The organism is Chryseobacterium potabilaquae, assembly GCF_902728265.1.
GTDB classification, from domain to species: domain Bacteria; phylum Bacteroidota; class Bacteroidia; order Flavobacteriales; family Weeksellaceae; genus Chryseobacterium; species Chryseobacterium potabilaquae.
This window is the reverse complement of the sequence record NZ_CACVBR010000031.1, coordinates 1-19,186: the sequence shown is the minus strand read 5'-3', so window position 1 is coordinate 19,186 and position 19,186 is coordinate 1. Positions and strand designations below refer to the sequence as shown.

Here is a 19,186-nt window from a genome sequence, read left to right as displayed (position 1 = left end):
GTTATTAAATATCTCTATTAATCAATTTTTTTTTTCCTCCTTTTTATTTCTTCTTGAATTTCTAAAGCGGTATCATAATCCTCTTCTTTTACAGCTTCATCTAGTAATTTTTGAAGTTCCTCCATTTCAATAGACTTTAAATTTTCTCCAGTTGGAGCTGTTTCTGAAAAAGATTCTTCTTCTTTTGCCACATCTTCAAGCTCTAAAAGAATTCCTGCTTCATTCAAAACTTGTTGAGTCGTAAAAATGGGAGCATCAAACCTTACTGCCATTGCTACTGCATCAGAAGTTCTTGCATCCAGGATAAGCTCCTCTTCATTCGCCTTATTTTTAAAGTTGATATTTGAAAAGAAAACTCCATCTACAATTTGATAAATAATTACAGAGACGAGTTCATAATTAGTAGAAACTATAAATTTGGTAAATAGATCGTGTGTGAGAGGCCTTGGTGGATGGATATCCTTCTCCAAACCAAGAGAAATAGATTGAGCTTCAAAATTGCCAATAACAACAGGTAACTTTATGTGTGATTCTTCATGTTCCAATAATAATGCGTATGCCCCTGACTGTGTCTGGCTATACGATATTCCGCGAATAATTAGCTGCTTATAGTCCATAGCTACAAAGATAGATTAATTTTTAATAGTTAATTTTACTTTTCGACAAAAATAAAAGCTCGGAAGTGCCGAGCTTTATAATTATATGTGAAAAATTGTGAATGCTCAATTACCAATTTACTCTGTATCAAATATTTATTTACATAAATTAGTATCCAAACGAGAATTGAGTATTCATAATCTATTGCTTTATCCTTTTAAAGCTTTAATTTTCTCTGTTAATGCAGGAATAATCTGAAAAGCATCTCCGACTACTCCATAATCAGCTGATTTGAAGAAAGGAGCTTCAGGGTCATTATTAATTACAACGATTGTTTTAGATGAGTTTACCCCTGCTAAATGCTGAATTGCTCCTGAAATACCTACTGCAACATATAAGTTGGGAGAAATTGCTTTCCCTGTCTGTCCTACGTGCTCAGTATGTGGTCTCCATCCTATATCTGAAACTGGCTTAGAGCAAGCTGTAGCAGCTCCTAAAACATTGGCTAATTCTTCTACCATTCCCCAGTTTTCAGGACCTTTCATTCCTCTACCTGCTGATACTACTACTTCTGCTTCTTTAAGATCTAATTTACCTGAGCTTTGCTCATGAGAAATTACTTTAGTATCTTCATTAGCTATCGAAAGATTTTTAACATCTTCTGAACCTGATACTGCATTCTCTTTAACCCCAAATGCATTTTGAGAAACAGTTAATATAACACCATTTCCTTCAGCTTTAGCATGCATAAATCCTTTTCCGGAAAAAGCTTTTCTTTTAACTTGTAAAGGAGAAATTCCTTCTGGAGCAGCTAAAACATTAGTAATTAAAGAATAGTTTTTCATTACTGCCAACATTGGAGCAATAGAAGAAGCATCTGTAGTATGAGGGAAAACAATAATATTTCCATCCATTACCTCATTAATTGCCTGAGCAAATGCCTTAGCTGAAAAACTTTTAAGTCCTTCATCTTTGATATTAATCACATTTGATGCTCCATATTTGTACAATAAATCTGAAGAATCAGTAGGGTTTACAGAAATTGCCGTAACGGTATCTCCAGCTTGATCTGCAACAGCTTTAGCATAAGAAACAGCTTCAAATCCTGCTTTTTTGTAAACTCCATTTATATTTTCTGCGTATACGAATACTGCCATTTTTTTAATTTTAAAATTATTGTTAAAAGGTTTAGGATTGAAACTAAAATATAGAAATATCTTCTAAAAATAAGTTTTTAACCCTTGAAGTATTTTAGATCACTTTCGCTTCTTCATGAAGTAATCTTACCAATTCATCTAAATTATCTGCAGAAACTAGTTTCACAGCAGCTCTTGGAGGAACACTGTCATAAGAAACTCCTTGTACTTTCACTTCGGAAGATGCTGATTCTACTACCTGCAGAGGTTTTGTTCTTGCAGACATAATTCCTCTCATATTCGGAATGATAAGCTCTTTTTCGTCTACTAACCCTTTCTGACCAGCAATTACCGCAGGTAACTTCACAGAAATTGTTTCTTTTCCTCCTTCAATTTCTCTTATAGCAGTAGCCTCACTTCCGTTTACCTCTAATCCTACAGAAGCATTTACAAAAGGTTGGTTCAACAACTGAGCCACCATTCCCGGCACAGAACCTCCGTTATAGTCAATTGATTCTTTACCACAAAGAATCAAATCATATCCCCCGTTTTGAGCAACAGCAGCAATTTCTTTAGCCGTAGAATAACTATCTTTTGGATCCATATTTACTCTTACTGCATCATTTGCACCAATTGCCAACGCTTTTCTAATTACGGGTTCCGTAGCTACATCCCCTACATTAATTACAGTAACAGTCGCACCTTGAGACTCCTGCAATTTAACAGCCTTTGTTAATGCAAATTCATCTAAAGGATTGATTACCCACTGAATGCCATTCTTGTCGAAAGCAGATTTATCTGCCGTAAAGTTAATTTTGGAAGTAGTATCCGGAACACTACTGATACAAACTAATATTTTCATGTGTACTATTTTATTCTCTCTTTCGCATCTAAAACTATGAAAATTTTAAGAAGAGATTTTGATTTAATTAATTTCGCTAATATAGATAAAAAATATATTATGCATGCATAATACTTATTAATTTATTATTCAATGCATTAGAAGCCTCTAAATACCTGGTTTTGTTGCTCGAAATTCTATTTTACTAGGTAAAACTCTAGGATTAATTTTCAAAATATCCACTACTAAGTTTCCCATATCTTCAGGTTGGATCTTCCAATTGTCCTTTTCTGATGGAATATTTCCATTAAAGTGCGTTGCGACCGAGCCTGGCATGATCACGGTAGATTTAATATTATACTTTCTTAAATCAATCATAGCTGCTTGAGTAAATCCTACGACTCCAAATTTTGATGCATTATATCCTGCCCCTTTTTCAAAGAAATTGGCTCCCGCCAAACTAGAAATGGTAATATAATATCCTTCGGTTTTCTTAAGTTCCTCTACAGAAGCTTTTAAAGTATAAAAAACACCGGTTAAGTTTGTTTCAATCATATCATTCCAATCTTCTGCACTGAGCTCATCCACCGGCTTAAAAATACCTAATCCTGCATTGGCAATAACAAAATCCAACCGTCCAAACTTTTCAACTGTATGTTGTATTGCGCTATATTCATTATCAAGGCTTCTCACATCTGAAACAATACCTAAAACATTTTCAGAATACTGTTTAAGTTCCTGTTCAGCTTTTTCAACATCGTCTTTTCTTCTTCCTGAAAATGCAACCGAAATACCATTTTCAAGTAATACTTTTGTAATTCCAAAACCTATTCCTTTTGTTCCTCCTGTTATATAAGCTACTTTATTTTTTAACATTCCATTAATTTTGTCCTATAAAAATAAATAAAACGCTTCAATTGAAGCGTTTTATTTATCATTAAGATTTATCAGTTTTAAAACTTCTTATTTTTAGTATTATATTACTATTTTGTATAATTTTCAAAGAATAGTGGAATACTTTCAATTCCTTTATAAAAATTAAATAGTCCGTAATGTTCATTTGGTGAATGAATAGCATCAGAATCAAGACCGAAGCCCATCAACACAGATTTAGCACCTAATACCTTTTCAAACATAGAGGTAATCGGAATACTTCCTCCTCCTCTATAAGGCAATACCTCTTTTCCAAACGCTGTTTCCATGGCTTGCTTAGCTGCTAAAAATTCTTTTGTTTCAGTCGGCAATACATAAGGCATTCCTCCATGATGTGGAGTTACTTTTATTTTAACATTTGCGGGAGCGATTTTTTCAAAATATTTTGTGAACTTTTCGGTAATTTCTTCAGGAGTCTGATAAGGTACCAAACGCATTGAAATCTTAGCAAAAGCTTTAGAAGGAATTACTGTTTTTGCTCCTTCACCTGTATATCCTCCCCAAATTCCATTACAGTCTAAAGTAGGGCGAATAGATGTTCTCTCCAGTGTTGTATATCCTTTCTCTCCTTCTACACCATTCAATCCAATAGATTTTTTAAATTCTTCAGGATTATCTTTTAGTTTATTCATTTCTGCTCGATCTGCCTCAGAAACAATATCAACATTATCATAAAATCCATCTATCGTAATATAACCGTCTTCATTAATTAATTTGGCAATCATTCTAGAAAGTACATGAATAGGATTAGGAACAGCACCACCATAAAGTCCGGAATGTAAATCTCTGTTGGGACCTTCCACTTCCACTTCTACATAACTTAATCCTCTTAATCCCGTTGTAACAGTAGGCTGTTCATTGCTATAAATATGGGTGTCGGAAATTAAAATACAATCGCAAGATAATTTTTCTTTATTTTCATTAACAAAGTCCCCTAAACTTACCGAACCTACTTCTTCTTCTCCCTCTAAAATAAATTTAACATTACATGGAAGAGTATTCGTCTTCATCATGGCTTCAAATGCTTTTAAATGCATGAAAAATTGTCCTTTATCGTCTGCGGAACCTCTTGCAAAGATAGCTCCTTCAGGATGCAGTTCAGTTTTCTCAATATAAGGTTCAAAAGGAGGTTTTTTCCATAAATCTAATGGATCGGCAGGTTGAACATCATAGTGTCCATACACAAGAACTGTGGGCAAATTTGTGTCTACCATTTTCTCACCAAAAACAATAGGGTATCCTTTCGTTTTACAAACTTCCACATTATCAGCACCTGCGTTTTTAAGATGCTCTGCACAAACATCTGCACATTTTAGTACTTCGTCTTTGTAAGCAGGATCAGCAGAAATAGAAGGAATTCTCAGTAACTCAAATAATTCATCTACGAAACGTTGTTTGTTTTCGTTAATGTAATTTAATGTCTCTTGCATTGTAAATTTTGTTTTGCTAAAAGTAAAAAAAATGCCTAGCAGGAACAAACAAAAATTATGTTTTTCCTAAGGGATAATTACGTATTGATTATAAATAACTTGCATAAAAAATGTCCTGCATTCTCCAGGACATTTTTTATATTATATTCCGATAATTAGTGCTCAGCTTTTGGCTTTTGTGTATCGGTTGGTTTTGCAGCAGCTGTACTATCAGCTTTTGGAGCCATAGTCTCTTTCTTATCAGGAGATGCTTCCTCTGTATGTTCCATTGTTGCTTCGTGACCGTGTCCCTCAACCCCTTGCGGATCGTCAGAATATCTTTCCACTCCTTCTTCTAATTTAATATTATTTTTACTACCTCCTGCTTGTATTTTTTTACAACTTACCACTAGCGAGGCAACAGCTAAACATATAATTAACTTTCTCATGTTTAAATTTTTGATTGCCCAAAATTAAGAAATCATAATTTTTTCGGCAACAGTTTTATATTGATTTTAATATTATTTTTCCTTTTTTGGATTGTGTAAAAATAAGATATCTCTCTCCTCCATCTTTTAAACCATATTTCTTTTTTATCTCCTCTGGTTTTAAAGGATAATTTTTTGAAATAATATTATACTGGCTATTTTTTTTAATTTGCTTAGATTCAATAATTTGAGTTTTCAAAACTCTTCCCGGAAAATCTTCAATCTTATGCATAGATGTATAAAGATGGGTATTAGGATGTAATTTTTTTAATCCAAATTTTTCTGAAATGAGATTAAAAGTTCCGGCCTTTAATATGGAATTATTAGGAATATAGATAAATTGTTCAGGCTCAAAATATTCTTTGAGAACACTTTCTTCATCTCCAACATTAAATGTGAAAATAGGTTCTCCACTTTCTAAATTAACACAATGACAAACAATTTCTTTTACCTTATTTTTAGATAAAAATATAAGGATTTCCTTTACTTCATTTTTTAAAGCCACAATATCTATTCTAAAAATACGGGGCAAAGCAGAAACAAGATATTTCAAATCAATTAATGGGGAAAGTTTTATGATTACCTCATTAGAAAAAGAAAGCAATTTCTCTTCAATTTCTAATATATTAGGAGATAAATCTTCTAAAAGAAAAACTTTATTCTTATGGTGATCTCTTCTCGCAGGATCGAGATAAATGGTATCAAAAGTATCTTTATTTTGATCTAAAAAATCTTCTAGCTTTTGATGAACAAACCTTGCTTCTTTTCCTAGTATATTCCAATTATTTTCAACAATTTCTAAAAGATCAATATTTTGTTCGACAAGAGTAACTTTACTAAAGTTTCGTGACAAATAATAAGCATCAATTCCCAACCCACTTGTAAGATCAATAAAGCTTTCTCCTTTTACCATATTAGATTTATAAATAGCGGTTATTTCTGATGAGGATTGTTCTAAATTAAGCTGAGCTGGAAAAACAATTCCTTCTTTCAATAAAAAGGGAAACTTTTTCGATGCTACTTTCTTGCCTTTAATTTGTTGTACAATTTCCTGTATGGAAACATCATTAAATGGAGATTTTTTTAACAATAAAGAATGTAAATCTGCATTTAGATTCGCATTGATATATTGTTGAACTTCTTGAGTTAGAATATTTTTATTCAATACTTAAAAATTATCTTTTATAAAAGATATAATCTGTTACTATTGGGGTAATGCCACTTTGTTTCAGGTATGAATTGATTTGGCCTCTATGATATGTTGAATGATTAATTACATGAAAAAGCATTTCAAAGATGGTATTTTCAAACTTTTCACCTCTAGAATTTTGATATTCAATCTTTTTCTCTAAATCATGATTATTTAAAATTTCAATACTTTTAATATAATTACGATGATTAATTTCAACTAAGTTTTCAAAAAGATTTATTTGCCACACATCAAAAGCTTTCTCATTTAAAATTCTAGAATTCCAAATCTGTTGAGCATTAAGTGTATGATTAATTAAATTGATTGTCCTATCATCTACCTGAGACTTATTCTCGGAAATAATTTTGATCATCTCAAGATTAAACGTAAATGTATACTCGAATAAATCAATTAATTTTTCTTTCATTACTCAAACATTTCTGCCCAACGAACAGCTTTTATTTCTTTTTCATTATATAAATCATCAATTGACATTGTAATGTCTAATTTCGGATATAAATTAACGCCAATCAACTTTATTTTTCCTTCTTGAACCCATTTTTGTTCCTCAATTGCATGATCATAAATTTTCCTCTGCATACTTCCCTCCTTTAAAAGTTGTAGATAACCTCCTTTCTCTTCTATTTCTACAAAGAATGCCCAAGATTTTTCGGCTATCTGTTGGGTAATATCTTCAATATAATAACTGCCATTGGAAGCATCTTCAAATACATTAAGAATGCTTTCATAAGCTAATACAATTTGTTGCTTGAAAGAAATTTCTTCAGAATTTTTTGTGCCTTTTTTACCTATAAGATAATTATTACTAAAAACAGCATCAGATCCGCCTATCATAGCCGCTGCAATTTCTAAAGTAGAACGAATCAGATTATTTTCGTGATCAGAAACAGCTTTATTCCTCAGCGAAGTTTCAGAAAAAATATAAGGAATATCATCTAGTCCATACTCTTTAGAAAGTTGGTTGAAAATAAGCTTAAAAGCCCTGATTTTAGCTATTTCAAAAAAATAATTTCCACCAATAGCCATTCTGAAAATAATTTTATTTAAAATATCAGAACCGTATACTTCAACAAGCTCTTTTGTTTTTGCCAACGCAATTCCTAATTGTTGATAGATTGCAGCTCCTGCATTTTGGTGAAGAGAAATATCTACACAAATATTTCTTTTAAAATCTTTTGCTAATAATTCTTTAGCTAATTGATCGTCAATACTTCCTTCATTTTCATCAAACACATCAATTAATGAAAAGTAATTGTCATTTTCTTCCGGACTTATGTGACCTGCAAGATCTTTATTATTGATAAAGATTGTTTTTTGTTCTAAATCCTCTACATTATGGTCTAAAATAAATGCAAATACATCTTCTTCTAAACTTGGATCGTAATGAGAAACCAAATGAGTACTTTCTTCCACTTTGGGTAAATTTATCAATGCTTTATGAATCGAGTCATAAAAGGGTTTTACATCAATTCCTTCTAAATTATTTTTTTTAAGAATTGAGTAAATATCGTCTTCTGTTTTGAGTTGTTTTTTTACTAATTTTTCCCAGTTTAAAAGTGTCTCTGTATTTCGCATTAGCTTTAGATTAGTTATATGAGTTGTTGAAAATGAATTTCATTATTTTTTAGCACTATTTGTACTATCTACAACCAATATGAAAATTTCTTCATCCGGCTTCTTCATAAAATAATTTTCTCTTGCGTATTTTTCCTTTTCAGATTTGTTATTCATTAACTTTTTATAAAACCGATCATTTTTTTCATATTCAGCTTTATAATATTCCAACTGGTCCTCATATTTACTTATCTCTCCATTAAGCTCGTGAATAACCAAAAATGAAGTTTTATCAAAAAAAACCATCCAAACCAAAAATAAACAGATAGTAATTGTATACTTATTCACTATATACTTTTGAATAAATTTTACCCTTTCAGATTTCGGTTGGATATCTTTAATTAATTTTTTTGCAGGCATTTTAATGTTTTCTCAATGAGTTTTTAATCACAGTAGTTAAAAAATCAATCGCCACGGAATTTTGCCTCATATTAGGGATTATAAGATCCGCTTCATTTTTTGAAGGCTCAATAAATTCCTGATGCATAGGTTTTAAAGTGGTCTGATAACGATGTAAAACTTCGTTCAGATCTCTCCCCCTTTCCTGTGTATCTCTTTTAATTCTTCTAATCAATCTTTCGTCCGAATCTGCATGAACAAAAACTTTCAAATCAAATTCTTTCAATAAATCTTTATTCGTAAGAACTAAGATTCCCTCTACTACCAATACGTTTTTAGGTTCTATAGTAACATGGTCTCCTGTTCTGGAATGAGTAACAAAGCTATAAATCGGCTGTTCAATAGACTCATTATTTTTTAACGCTTTTACATGTTTAATAAGTAAATCAAAATCTATAGACTTTGGATGATCATAATTTAAAGCTTCTCTTTCGGATAAAGTTAGATTTTGATTATCATGATAATAATTATCCTGAGAAAGTATATTCATTCCTTCGATGTCAAGTTGTTGAAGTACTTTATCAACAACCGTAGTTTTACCGGATCCCGTTCCTCCCGCAATTCCTATTACAAGCATTCTTCGTAGTTTCTTTAATAATTTCTACAAATATACTATTTTACTTTAATGCAAATAAAATAATAAATAGGTAAAGTTTCAGGAAAGAAAAACTCCGGTAAATTACCGGAGTTTTTATACTATTTCACTTGTTAATTCCCTTGAAAGCAGTTTTTCATGCATAGGTTTCAAGATATCCATTGATCCTGTTTTCACTGTACACTTTCCTTTGTAATGTACCAAAATCGTACATTGTTCAGCCTGTTCCAATGTATGTTTGCAAACTTCAATTAGACAATCAATTACATAATCAAAGGTGTGAATATCATCATTATGTAGGATTAACTTATAAATATCATCTGTATCCTCCAAAACAAGAACTTCTTCTTCATATTGTCGTTTTGGATTTTCATAATCTCTTATATCATTAAATTCGATCATACGTAAGTATTTTAAACTTCTCCTAGCTTATCTGCTAGATCATTAACATTATTAGACTGTTCATATACCATTTCTACCAGTTCTACACTTTTATTATTCATTTTCAAAATCTTAAAGTGATAATTTTCTAACTCGAATTCCTGATTTTCCTCCGGTATATCTTCCAATTCATGAAGGATAAGACCTGCTAATGTATTATATTCACTTTCTTCTGAAAGAGGCAATTTTTTAGGCAAAAATTCATTGATTTCATCTAGAGGTTGTGTAGCTTGTACCCAATAAATATTCTCTCCTATTTTATCCACCACTTTATCTTCATCATCCTCTTCATCCTGAATTTCTCCCACCAATTCTTCTAATATATCTTCTAAAGTAATAATCCCTTCTGTTCCACCAAATTCATCAATTACAATCGCAATATGTTGTTTTTTTTGCTGAAAAACTTTTAATAAATCAGATATTTTCTTACTCCCTACCACAAAGAAAGCACCTCTCATTAGATCTTTTAAATCATCATGATTAAGCTCTCCTTTTCTTTTTACATACTCTCTTATAATTTCTTTGGTATAAAAAATCCCAATAACATTATCTATTGAATTTACATATACAGGAATACGGGAATATCCGCTTTCCATTATTTTATTAATAATCACATTAATTTCTTCCTCAAAATCGATCGATGTAATGTTCTGTCGAGGAACCATGATTTGCTTTGCTGAATGATCAGTGAAATCAAATGCGTTTTTAATAATTTCATAATTTTCTTCTTCAATTTCTCCACTATCAGCACTTTGTTTTACCAAAAGCTGAAGTTCTTCGGTAGAATGAATTTCTTGTTCAGAAGCAGGATGAATATTAACTATTCTTAGAAAAGCGTTTGACATATAATTCATTAACCATATAAATGGTTTGAATATGGTATAAAAAACTCTTAATGGAACAGCTGTTGCCATAGTCGTTGCTTCTGATTTTCTAATCGCTATTGATTTAGGAATTAACTCTCCAAATACAATATGCATAATCGTGATTAGTACAAAACTTATTACTACTGACACCGAGGTTATTGAAGCATCACTAAGATTAATGTTAAGTGATTTAAAAATATTTTCTACAACATGATGAAGAGCACTTTCTCCAACCCATCCTAAAGCTAGAGAAGCTAAGGTAATCCCTAATTGTGTCGCGGAGAGATATTCATCTAAATGTTTGATAATATGCTCTGCTTGCTTTGCCATAGAATTGCCTTCTGCAGCTTTTAATTGGATTTGTGAATAACGAACTTTAACAATTGAAAATTCTGCGGCTACGAAAAAACCATTTAGTAATACAAGAAATAAGGCTAACAAAAGCCTGACTATGTCCGAATCCATTTAGAGATTATATAAAATTTATTTCTACAAAGATATGTAAAATAAAGATAACAAAAAAAGCATCGAAATGCTCGATGCTTTTAATATTTTGTTAAAATATAATTTGTTAAGAATTTTTTAAAGCTTCTGCTCCAGAAACGATCTCTAAAATTTCGTTTGTAATAGCAGCCTGTCTTGCTTTATTATAGAAAATTACCAAATCATTTTTTAGAGCCTGTGCATTGTCAGTTGCTTTGTGCATTGCTGTCATTCTAGCTCCATGTTCAGATGCTACTGAATCAAGGATTGCTTTAAATACCTGCGTTTTAATAGACTTAGGGATTAAGTTATCCAAGATTTCTTCTCTATTGGGTTCAAAAATATAATCTGTTTCGGTCTGAGGTTCTGTAGTTTCAGGCATTAATATAGGAAGAAGCTGCTCTGTAGTTACTTCTTGAGTCGCTGCATTGACAAATTTATTATAGATCAAATAAACTTCATCAAATTTACCGTCTCTGAAGCTACTCATTACCCCTTCTACCACATTAGCAACAACCTCAAAGTTCAAATTATCATAAACACCACTTTCATTAGCATACACTTTTCGACTCTTTCTTATTGCATCATATGCCTTTTTACCTATTGAAAGTACTTCAATTTCATATTTAGAATTATTCTGAAACTGAATATTGAGTTCCTTTACAATGGAAGAGTTAAAAGCACCTGCCAAACCTCTGTTTGAAGTAACAGCGATAAAAAGAATTCTTTTTACCTCTCTTTTTTGAGCATAAATAGAAATCTGATCAGGATCTGAGCTAGAATTTACATTCTGTATCAGTTCTTGTAATTTCTCAGAATAAGGTCTTAACATCACAATAGCATCCTGTGCTTTTTTTAGTTTCGCTGCGGAAACCATTTTCATAGCACGTGTAATTTGCATCGTAGATGATATTGAACTAATTCTGCTTCGTATTTCTTTTAAGTTTGCCATTAATTTTGGTTCAAGGTTTAAGGTCTAAAGTTTAAGGTCTAAAACGATGTATTCTAAACCTTAAACATTGAATTTTTTAATTATATTTTGAAGCTAAGTCGTTAGCAGCCTGCTTAAGAACACTTGTGATAGAATCATCAATTTTCCCAGCTTTAATAGCGGCCATTGTGTCAGGATGCTTAGATCTTAGGAACTCTATATATTCGTGTTGGAATTCTTTAATTTTTCTAATAGGAACGTTTCTCATTAAGTTTTCTGTTCCAGCATATACGATTGCTACCTGACTGTCGACAGGAAGTGGAGCATTAACCGGTTGCTTAAGGATCTCAACATTTCTTTCTCCTTTAGAGATTACCGCTAAAGTAGAAGCATCAAGATCTGATCCAAATTTAGCAAACGCTTCTAATTCTTTATATTGAGCCTGATCTAGTTTAAGAGTACCAGAAACTTTTTTCATTGACTTGATCTGTGCATTACCTCCTACTCTAGATACAGAGATACCTACGTTGATCGCAGGACGAACCCCTGAGTTGAATAGATCAGATTCCAAGAAAATCTGCCCATCTGTAATAGAGATTACGTTCGTTGGAATATATGCAGAAACGTCACCAGCTTGAGTTTCAATAATTGGAAGTGCTGTCAATGATCCCCCACCTTTTACAATTGGTTTTAAAGATTCCGGTAAATCATTCATTTGACTTGCTATATTATCATCAGCAATAACTTTCGCTGCTCTTTCTAATAATCTTGAGTGAAGATAGAATACGTCTCCAGGATAAGCCTCACGACCTGGTGGCCTTCTCAATAAAAGAGAAAGTTCACGGTACGCAACAGCTTGTTTAGATAAATCATCATAAACGATTAGAGCGGGTCTCCCTGTATCTCTAAAGAACTCACCAATAGAAGCTCCTGCCATAGCAGAATATACTTGCATTGGAACTGGATCTGATGCATTAGCAGCAACGATTACAGTATATGCTAAAGCTCCTTTATCAGAAAGTGTTTTAACAATTTGTGCTACAGTAGACGCTTTTTGACCAATTGCAACATATATACAATATACAGGCTTCCCTGCATCAAAAAATTCTTTCTGATTGATGATCGTATCTATCGCAACAGTAGTTTTACCTGTTTGTCTATCACCAATAATAAGCTCTCTCTGACCTCTTCCAACAGGAATCATCGCATCAATCGCAACAATACCAGACTGTAATGGTTCAGTTACCGGTTGTCTGAAGATAACTCCAGGAGCTTTTCTTTCCAATGGCATTTCGTATAAATCCCCAGCAATAGGACCTTTACCATCGATAGGATTACCAAGAGTGTCCACTACTCTACCTAACATCCCTTCTCCTACTTTAATAGATGAAATTCGGTTTGTTCTTCTTACTGTATCTCCTTCTTTTACTAATTTACTTTCTCCTAGTAAAGCAACCCCTACGTTGTCTTCTTCAAGGTTAAGTACAATACCTTCTACATCACTAGAAAACTTCACCAACTCTCCATATTGTACATTTTCTAACCCGTATACACGAGCAATACCATCACCGATGGTTAAAACTGTACCTACTTCTTCAACATTTGATTGAGTGTCGAAGTTGGCCAATTGTTGTTTTAAGATCGCAGATACTTCTGCCGGATTTATTTCTGCCATTGTATGGTTGTTTTTCTTAATTTAATTGAAAATCTTTTTTAACTTGATTAAGTTTAGTTTTTACAGATGCATCTACTTGTTGATCACCAACTCTTAGGATGTACCCTCCCAAAATATCTGAATTGATATTAACTTTTAAGTCAAAATTAGAGTTCACATTTACCAAATGAGTAGATCTTAGAATCTGATTGATATTATCTCTTGAAAGTTCTGTAGCCAACGTAAGTGTTATCCTCTGAACCCCATTAATATCTTCTACCTTATTAATATATTCTTGTGCAATATTTTTCAATTGATTTTCACGTCCTTGCTTGATTACTAATCGAATCAAATTTTGAGAAGAAACGGATAATCCTTTAAATATTTCGTTTGCTACCTCAATTTTCTTTTTAGTGTCAATATAAGGTGTGAGGAAAAACCTGTTTAACTCTTTAGATTCAGACATCAGTTTTACCACATCTTTCATCTCAGAAAATACAGTAGCAGTTTGCCCTGATTCGTTTGTGAAATCAAGCAAACCTTGTGCGTATCTTTTAGCTACTTTTGATGTAAGCATTCTTAGTTAAGATTAGATTGATTTAAATAATTTTGAACTAATTCATTTTGCGCTTCATTATTATCCAATCTTTGTTTTAAGATAGATTCAGCAATATTTACAGATAAAGCACCAATTTGAGTTTTAATATCTGCCATAGCAGCGTTTTTCTCAGATTCTATGGTTTGTTTTGCTGCTTCGATCAACTTATCTGCTTCATTTTTAGCAATATCTTTAGCATCCCCAACGATTCTATCTTTAATTTCTCTAGCTTCTTTAAGAATAGCATCTCTTTCCATTTTAGCCTCACGAATAATTCTTTCGTTATCAGCTTTAAGATCTTCCATCTCTTTTTTAGCCAATTTAGCTTGGTTTAAAGCATCAACAATAGAGGTTTCTCTATCATTAACTGCATTTACGATTGGTTTCCAAGCAAATTTTGATAGAAGAAATAATAGGATAACAAATGTAAGGGTCATCCAAAATAAAAGTCCAATTCCAGGTTCAATAATTCCCATATCTGTAAATTCTTTTTTAAGGTTTAATTTTTATGGATTGTTTGTAAAATTCTTAGCAGCTAAGCCAACCGCGTTACTGCTAAGAATGTTTTTTTGAGGATGATTACTTGATGAAAGCACCAAAGATGATTGCAATAAGACCAGCACCTTCAATAAGACCAGCAGCAATAAGCATTGCTCCTTGAATCTTACCTGCTTGCTCAGGTTGTCTAGCAATAGCATCCATTGCGTGTCCTCCGATTTTACCAATACCAAGACCTACTCCTAGTACTGCTAAACCGATACCTACGTAAACTAATCCTGCTCCAGTTGATAAATCCATAATAAAATAAATATTTAGTTAAAATTATTTGTTCATTTTTAATTAATGAGCATGCTCTTCATGACCATGTTCGTGCTCTGCTACCGCAATACCTATAAATAATGCGGATAATACAGTAAAAATATATGCTTGTAGCGCCGCCACTAATAATTCCAATACTGAAACGAATAGAGCTAACGGTACAGATGCAAATCCTAAAAATGGAGATTTAAAAATAAAGATCAAAGATATAATAGCTAAGATCATAATGTGTCCTGCCGTCACGTTAGCAAAAAGTCGCATCATCAAAGCGAAAGGTTTTGTAAAAACTCCAATGATCTCAATTGGAACCATAATAGGATATAATAAAATTGGAACTGGTGGCATAAAGATATGCTTCCAATAATCTTTATTAGCACTAAATAATGTAATCAATAAAGTAATGATCGCTAAAACCGCTGTAATAGCAATATTACCTGTAAGGTTTGCTCCTCCAGGGAAAAATGGAACTAATCCAAAAAGGTTATTAAACCATATAAAAAAGAATGCAGTTAATAAATAAGGCATATATCTTTTATACTTAACAGACCCTATATTAGGTATTGCCACTTCATCTCTAATAAATACGATTACAGGCTCCATTACTTTTCCAATTCCTGTTGGAAGTTGAGAATTTTTATAACTTCTTGCCATTCCAATAAAGACAATCATCATAAAAATAACTGATAAAAACATGGAAGCCGTGTTTTTAGTAATTGAAAGATCGAAAAAAACTTCATTTGACTTTTGTTCCCCACTTATTATTGAAAACAAAGCGGCTTTCTTTACTCCCGTTGTAGAAACTACTTGTCCATGTTCTAACGTATATCCATCATGTTCATGTCCATGAGCTATACTACTTGAAAGAAAAGTATGCCAACCTAAATTATCTTTAATAATTACAGGTAAAGGGATAGAAACATGGTGTTCTTCACCATTATTATCTTTTGTAGTCCATAAATGCCATTCATTAGAATCACCGATGTGTTCCATGATCATCTCGGTAGCATTAAAGCTGTTCTCCGCTTCTTTGTGCTCTACTTTTTCAGCTAACTTTTCACCTTCTGATTCATGTTGAGCAATAGCTAGATTACTAATAAACATAAATAAAAATGCGAAAAATAATGAAGAAATTTTTCTGTTCATATCTCTTTTTTAATCGTGTGCAAATATATCGATTTTATTAAAAATTACCAATATTAAAAATTGATTTTTATCATCAATAAAATCAAGATTTGTTAATGAGTTTGATTACAGGTAAATATATAAGAAAAGAAGCCACTACAAAGCAGATCACCAAAGAGAGAAAACCATCCTTTGTTTTATCAATAATTGAGAGAGAAATGATTAACCAAATAATATCTTTCAGAATATTAACAGCTAAAAACTTCATCCCAGCATCAGGTTTTCCATAAAAATACTTTTTAAATATAATATATACTGTGCAATTTAATAGGGTAATTAAAAATACAATAACGAAAATATCTCTGAAATTCATGCTGCAAAAATAAAATTATAATTTTTTAAACAAAACAAATCTCAACCCTATATATAATATATATTAGTAAAAAATCCTTATTTTTGCAAACCTATATAATTTACAATAGATATGTTTAATAGTTTACAGGATAAATTAGACAAAGCTCTTCATAATATTTCCGGAAGAGGAAAGATCACAGAAATCAATGTTGCAGAAACGGTAAAAGAAATACGCAGGGCATTGGTAGATGCTGATGTTAATTATAAAGTAGCAAAAGATCTTACTAAAAGAGTTCAAGATAAAGCCTTAGGGCAAAACGTTCTTACGTCTCTTACTCCAGGACAATTGATGACCAAAATTGTTCACGATGAATTAGTAGATTTAATGGGAGGATCTCAGGAAGGAATTAATCTTTCAGGGAAACCATCTGTAATTCTTATTGCAGGTCTTCAGGGATCTGGTAAAACAACATTCTCCGGAAAACTTGCTAATTATTTAAAAACTAAAAAAAATAAGTCCCCTTTATTGGTGGCATGTGATATTTACCGTCCAGCAGCTATTGATCAGCTAAAAGTTTTAGGGGGACAAATTGGAGTTCCTGTTTATACTGAAGAAGGAGTTACAAACCCTTCTACCATTGCAGAGAACGCCATTAATTTTGCAAAACAAAATAACCATGATGTTGTAATAGTTGACACCGCGGGTCGTTTGGCGATAGATCAACAAATGATGGATGAGATTAAATCTGTTCATTATTTTATCAAGCCTCAAGAAACCTTATTTGTGGTAGATTCTATGACAGGTCAGGATGCTGTTAATACTGCAAAAGCATTTAATGATGTTTTAAATTTTGATGGGGTTGTTCTTACAAAATTGGATGGTGATACACGAGGGGGTGCTGCTTTAACCATTCGTTCTGTAGTTGAGAAACCTATTAAGTTTATTTCTACAGGGGAGAAAATGGAAGCTTTGGACCTCTTCTACCCTGAAAGAATGGCAGACAGAATCTTAGGGATGGGTGATGTTGTTTCGTTAGTAGAAAGAGCCCAAGAGCAATTTGATGAAGAAGAAGCAAAAAAACTTCATAAAAAAATTGCAAAAAACGAATTTGGATTTGATGATTTCTTAAAGCAAATTAATCAAATTAAAAAAATGGGTAATATGAAAGACTTAATGGGGATGATTCCAGGAGTTGGAAAAGCCATTAAAGATGTAGAAATTAGTGATGATGCTTTCAAGCATATTGAAGCTATTATTTATTCTATGACACCTGACGAAAGAAGAAGGCCATCTATAATCAATACTCAAAGAAAACAAAGAATTGCCAAGGGTGCCGGAAGAAAGATTGAAGATGTTAATCAATTAATGAAGCAATTTGATCAAATGGGAAAAATGATGAAAATGATGCAAGGACCTCAAGGAAAACAAATGATGCAGATGATGAGTAAAATGCCAAATATGCCAGGAATGGGCGGAATGTTTGGGAAATAATTTTTTAATCTCAACAAAATATAAAATAAAAGATCCAATTCAGCTTTGAATTGGGTCTTTTATTTTATATAGGTATAAAAAACAACCCTTTGTATATATTCAATTATAATAATAAACTCTTCCATAACATTGCTGTTTTGTGTAAGCCATGTTTAGGATCAGACAGTATTTGCAAAAAAAGAGGCTATCTAATTAGATAGCCTTCTTTATATATTATTTAAATATATTGTTTTTATTTAGTAAAAACATATTTAACTCCTAATCCTACAGAAGCTAAGTTAAGTCCAAACTTATAATTGTCTACGCTTTTAGAACCATCATATTTTGAATTGTTATATCCAAAATCACCAATTGTAGCTTCAATTGTCCAGTTTTTGTTTAAGAAATAATCAAGACCTGGTTTTACAGAAACTCCGAAAGAGTTGAAGTTAGTTTTCTGTGAAGTAGTTACATTGTTTGTAGAAGTTTCACCTTTAACATTTCCAAACTGCATTGGAACTGAAAGTTGTCCGAAGATATATAATTTTTCGCTCAATGTCCAATATTTTCTTACGAAAGGCTCCACTACAAATGCAGACTTTGTAAATTTATTGTATCCATTAGTAAGCTCAGTTTTATTCATATCTGAATTATATCCAACGCCTAAACCTACTGCTAAATTAGTTCCAACAAAATATCCAACAGTTGGCACTAAGCTTAGCTTATTCTCTTTTGTGTTATCATTATTATCTTGCTCTGAAGAATATGATACAGTTCCAGAAACATAAGTTGTTCCTTTTGCAATCTGTGCATTAGACAATCCAAAAAGTGCAATTGCACCAGCTAATAATACTTTTTTCATTTTAAAAAAAATTTTAATACTTTCTGGGACAAATTTACCTAGCCCAAATCTAATATTAAAATTTGTTAACATGATTAAAATCACATGTAATTATTAGCTTTTTTCAATGCAAACAAACATTTCCTATTTATTCCTATTTTAATTCAAATTTTATACAAAAGAATTTTTATTCTTTCAATTAGATTTTAATATCCTTAACTAAAAAGAATTATCACTTCTCTTTTGTTCAAAACTTTATCGTTATATTATTTTTTCAACAAAAAAAATAATAATATTTTAATTATTTAATTATAAAAACATTTTAAAATAATAAAATAAACAATTATTTGAATAAAAATTATTTTCATACAAAAAGACTATATA

The 19,186-nt window shown here is 31.8% G+C and carries 22 protein-coding genes; 2 read left to right on the top strand and 20 right to left on the bottom strand.

The window, feature by feature from the left end; translation table 11 throughout:
* Positions 1-17: 17 nt before the first annotated feature.
* The 19 genes from CHRY9293_RS13955 to atpB form a co-directional block, all read right to left on the bottom strand.
* Positions 18-617 carry a bifunctional nuclease family protein gene (locus CHRY9293_RS13955; RefSeq protein WP_122547468.1) on the bottom strand — a complete coding sequence of 200 codons (600 nt, stop codon included), beginning with the start codon at positions 615-617 and terminating at the stop codon, positions 18-20.
* 189 nt (positions 618-806) lie between these two features.
* The gene (locus CHRY9293_RS13950) at positions 807-1,754 is read right to left on the bottom strand and encodes an electron transfer flavoprotein subunit alpha/FixB family protein (protein WP_162033539.1); all 948 of its coding nucleotides are present in this window, start codon (positions 1,752-1,754) and stop codon (positions 807-809) included.
* A 94-nt stretch (positions 1,755-1,848) separates the two neighbouring features.
* Positions 1,849-2,595 carry an electron transfer flavoprotein subunit beta/FixA family protein gene (locus tag CHRY9293_RS13945; RefSeq protein WP_162033538.1) on the bottom strand — a complete coding sequence of 249 codons (747 nt, stop codon included), beginning with the start codon at positions 2,593-2,595 and terminating at the stop codon, positions 1,849-1,851.
* 147 nt (positions 2,596-2,742) lie between these two features.
* On the bottom strand, positions 2,743-3,450 hold the full coding sequence (locus CHRY9293_RS13940) for an SDR family oxidoreductase (protein WP_185153221.1): 708 nt from the start codon (positions 3,448-3,450) through the stop codon (positions 2,743-2,745).
* Between the two features lie 107 nt (positions 3,451-3,557).
* Positions 3,558-4,937, bottom strand: a complete 1,380-nt coding sequence (locus tag CHRY9293_RS13935) for a dipeptidase (RefSeq protein WP_162033537.1) — start codon at positions 4,935-4,937, stop codon at positions 3,558-3,560.
* A 155-nt stretch (positions 4,938-5,092) separates the two neighbouring features.
* Complete coding sequence (locus CHRY9293_RS13930) at positions 5,093-5,365, bottom strand: hypothetical protein (RefSeq protein ID WP_162033536.1); 273 nt, start codon at positions 5,363-5,365, stop codon at positions 5,093-5,095.
* Positions 5,366-5,420: 55 nt separating this feature from the next.
* Positions 5,421-6,569 carry a class I SAM-dependent methyltransferase gene (locus tag CHRY9293_RS13925; RefSeq protein WP_162033535.1) on the bottom strand — a complete coding sequence of 383 codons (1,149 nt, stop codon included), beginning with the start codon at positions 6,567-6,569 and terminating at the stop codon, positions 5,421-5,423.
* A gap of 10 nt (positions 6,570-6,579) precedes the next feature.
* Positions 6,580-7,020, bottom strand: coding sequence for a DinB family protein (locus CHRY9293_RS13920; protein ID WP_162033534.1), 441 nt, complete (start codon positions 7,018-7,020; stop codon positions 6,580-6,582).
* On the bottom strand, positions 7,020-8,189 hold the full coding sequence (locus tag CHRY9293_RS13915) for a methylmalonyl-CoA mutase family protein (protein WP_162033533.1): 1,170 nt from the start codon (positions 8,187-8,189) through the stop codon (positions 7,020-7,022). Before CHRY9293_RS13915 ends, CHRY9293_RS13920 begins: the two co-directional genes overlap by 1 nt.
* Before the next feature lie 42 nt (positions 8,190-8,231).
* Positions 8,232-8,588 (bottom strand): FtsB family cell division protein, encoded by a 357-nt coding sequence (locus tag CHRY9293_RS13910; RefSeq protein ID WP_162033532.1) that lies wholly within the window; start codon positions 8,586-8,588, stop codon positions 8,232-8,234.
* A 1-nt stretch (position 8,589) separates the two neighbouring features.
* Entirely contained in the window at positions 8,590-9,204 is a 615-nt protein-coding gene (gene udk, locus CHRY9293_RS13905; RefSeq protein WP_162033531.1) for a uridine kinase, read from the bottom strand.
* Positions 9,205-9,318: 114 nt separating this feature from the next.
* A complete protein-coding gene (locus CHRY9293_RS13900; RefSeq protein WP_122636600.1) occupies positions 9,319-9,624 on the bottom strand; it encodes an ATP-dependent Clp protease adaptor ClpS in 306 nt (101 codons plus the stop codon).
* A gap of 11 nt (positions 9,625-9,635) precedes the next feature.
* On the bottom strand, positions 9,636-10,994 hold the full coding sequence (locus CHRY9293_RS13895; protein ID WP_162033530.1) for a hemolysin family protein: 1,359 nt from the start codon (positions 10,992-10,994) through the stop codon (positions 9,636-9,638).
* A gap of 106 nt (positions 10,995-11,100) precedes the next feature.
* Positions 11,101-11,964 carry an ATP synthase F1 subunit gamma gene (atpG, locus tag CHRY9293_RS13890; RefSeq protein ID WP_122547481.1) on the bottom strand — a complete coding sequence of 288 codons (864 nt, stop codon included), beginning with the start codon at positions 11,962-11,964 and terminating at the stop codon, positions 11,101-11,103.
* Positions 11,965-12,040: 76 nt separating this feature from the next.
* Positions 12,041-13,618, bottom strand: a complete 1,578-nt coding sequence (gene atpA, locus CHRY9293_RS13885; protein ID WP_122547482.1) for a F0F1 ATP synthase subunit alpha — start codon at positions 13,616-13,618, stop codon at positions 12,041-12,043.
* 16 nt (positions 13,619-13,634) lie between these two features.
* A complete protein-coding gene (gene atpH / locus CHRY9293_RS13880; RefSeq protein WP_162033529.1) occupies positions 13,635-14,174 on the bottom strand; it encodes an ATP synthase F1 subunit delta in 540 nt (179 codons plus the stop codon).
* Positions 14,175-14,176: 2 nt separating this feature from the next.
* Positions 14,177-14,671, bottom strand: coding sequence for a F0F1 ATP synthase subunit B (locus CHRY9293_RS13875; protein ID WP_122547484.1), 495 nt, complete (start codon positions 14,669-14,671; stop codon positions 14,177-14,179).
* 103 nt (positions 14,672-14,774) lie between these two features.
* Positions 14,775-14,993 carry an ATP synthase F0 subunit C gene (locus CHRY9293_RS13870; protein ID WP_122547485.1) on the bottom strand — a complete coding sequence of 73 codons (219 nt, stop codon included), beginning with the start codon at positions 14,991-14,993 and terminating at the stop codon, positions 14,775-14,777.
* A 42-nt stretch (positions 14,994-15,035) separates the two neighbouring features.
* Positions 15,036-16,157 (bottom strand): F0F1 ATP synthase subunit A, encoded by a 1,122-nt coding sequence (gene atpB / locus CHRY9293_RS13865; protein WP_162033528.1) that lies wholly within the window; start codon positions 16,155-16,157, stop codon positions 15,036-15,038.
* A gap of 95 nt (positions 16,158-16,252) precedes the next feature.
* Here atpB and CHRY9293_RS13860 point away from each other — a divergent pair, with 95 nt between their 5' ends.
* Both CHRY9293_RS13860 and ffh read left to right on the top strand, forming a co-directional pair.
* Positions 16,253-16,426, top strand: coding sequence for a hypothetical protein (locus CHRY9293_RS13860; RefSeq protein ID WP_162033527.1), 174 nt, complete (start codon positions 16,253-16,255; stop codon positions 16,424-16,426).
* A gap of 194 nt (positions 16,427-16,620) precedes the next feature.
* Positions 16,621-17,982: a signal recognition particle protein gene (gene ffh / locus CHRY9293_RS13855; RefSeq protein ID WP_162033526.1), complete on the top strand. Its 1,362-nt coding sequence runs from the start codon at positions 16,621-16,623 to the stop codon at positions 17,980-17,982.
* A 232-nt stretch (positions 17,983-18,214) separates the two neighbouring features.
* Here ffh and CHRY9293_RS13850 read toward each other — a convergent pair whose 3' ends face one another.
* Positions 18,215-18,823: an outer membrane beta-barrel protein gene (locus CHRY9293_RS13850; protein ID WP_162033525.1), complete on the bottom strand. Its 609-nt coding sequence runs from the start codon at positions 18,821-18,823 to the stop codon at positions 18,215-18,217.
* Between the last annotated feature and the right edge of the window lie 363 nt (positions 18,824-19,186).

What these genes read in the sequence shown, in the direction of transcription:
- CHRY9293_RS13915 (WP_162033533.1), bottom strand. Translation starts at nt 8,189, where the DNA reads ATGCGAAATACAGAGACACTTTTAAACTGGGAAAAATTAGTAAAAAAA.
- CHRY9293_RS13950 (WP_162033539.1), bottom strand. Translation starts at nt 1,754, where the DNA reads ATGGCAGTATTCGTATACGCAGAAAATATAAATGGAGTTTACAAAAAA.
- CHRY9293_RS13900 (WP_122636600.1), bottom strand. Translation starts at nt 9,624, where the DNA reads ATGATCGAATTTAATGATATAAGAGATTATGAAAATCCAAAACGACAA.
- CHRY9293_RS13875 (WP_122547484.1), bottom strand. Translation starts at nt 14,671, where the DNA reads ATGGGAATTATTGAACCTGGAATTGGACTTTTATTTTGGATGACCCTT.
- CHRY9293_RS13945 (WP_162033538.1), bottom strand. Translation starts at nt 2,595, where the DNA reads ATGAAAATATTAGTTTGTATCAGTAGTGTTCCGGATACTACTTCCAAA.
- ffh (WP_162033526.1), top strand. Translation starts at nt 16,621, where the DNA reads ATGTTTAATAGTTTACAGGATAAATTAGACAAAGCTCTTCATAATATT.
- CHRY9293_RS13850 (WP_162033525.1), bottom strand. Translation starts at nt 18,823, where the DNA reads ATGAAAAAAGTATTATTAGCTGGTGCAATTGCACTTTTTGGATTGTCT.
- CHRY9293_RS13910 (WP_162033532.1), bottom strand. Translation starts at nt 8,588, where the DNA reads ATGCCTGCAAAAAAATTAATTAAAGATATCCAACCGAAATCTGAAAGG.
- CHRY9293_RS13860 (WP_162033527.1), top strand. Translation starts at nt 16,253, where the DNA reads ATGAGTTTGATTACAGGTAAATATATAAGAAAAGAAGCCACTACAAAG.
- CHRY9293_RS13935 (WP_162033537.1), bottom strand. Translation starts at nt 4,937, where the DNA reads ATGCAAGAGACATTAAATTACATTAACGAAAACAAACAACGTTTCGTA.
- CHRY9293_RS13940 (WP_185153221.1), bottom strand. Translation starts at nt 3,450, where the DNA reads ATGTTAAAAAATAAAGTAGCTTATATAACAGGAGGAACAAAAGGAATA.
- CHRY9293_RS13930 (WP_162033536.1), bottom strand. Translation starts at nt 5,365, where the DNA reads ATGAGAAAGTTAATTATATGTTTAGCTGTTGCCTCGCTAGTGGTAAGT.
- atpA (WP_122547482.1), bottom strand. Translation starts at nt 13,618, where the DNA reads ATGGCAGAAATAAATCCGGCAGAAGTATCTGCGATCTTAAAACAACAA.
- CHRY9293_RS13955 (WP_122547468.1), bottom strand. Translation starts at nt 617, where the DNA reads ATGGACTATAAGCAGCTAATTATTCGCGGAATATCGTATAGCCAGACA.
- atpH (WP_162033529.1), bottom strand. Translation starts at nt 14,174, where the DNA reads ATGCTTACATCAAAAGTAGCTAAAAGATACGCACAAGGTTTGCTTGAT.
- atpB (WP_162033528.1), bottom strand. Translation starts at nt 16,157, where the DNA reads ATGAACAGAAAAATTTCTTCATTATTTTTCGCATTTTTATTTATGTTT.
- CHRY9293_RS13895 (WP_162033530.1), bottom strand. Translation starts at nt 10,994, where the DNA reads ATGGATTCGGACATAGTCAGGCTTTTGTTAGCCTTATTTCTTGTATTA.
- CHRY9293_RS13870 (WP_122547485.1), bottom strand. Translation starts at nt 14,993, where the DNA reads ATGGATTTATCAACTGGAGCAGGATTAGTTTACGTAGGTATCGGTTTA.
- CHRY9293_RS13920 (WP_162033534.1), bottom strand. Translation starts at nt 7,020, where the DNA reads ATGAAAGAAAAATTAATTGATTTATTCGAGTATACATTTACGTTTAAT.
- atpG (WP_122547481.1), bottom strand. Translation starts at nt 11,964, where the DNA reads ATGGCAAACTTAAAAGAAATACGAAGCAGAATTAGTTCAATATCATCT.
- udk (WP_162033531.1), bottom strand. Translation starts at nt 9,204, where the DNA reads ATGCTTGTAATAGGAATTGCGGGAGGAACGGGATCCGGTAAAACTACG.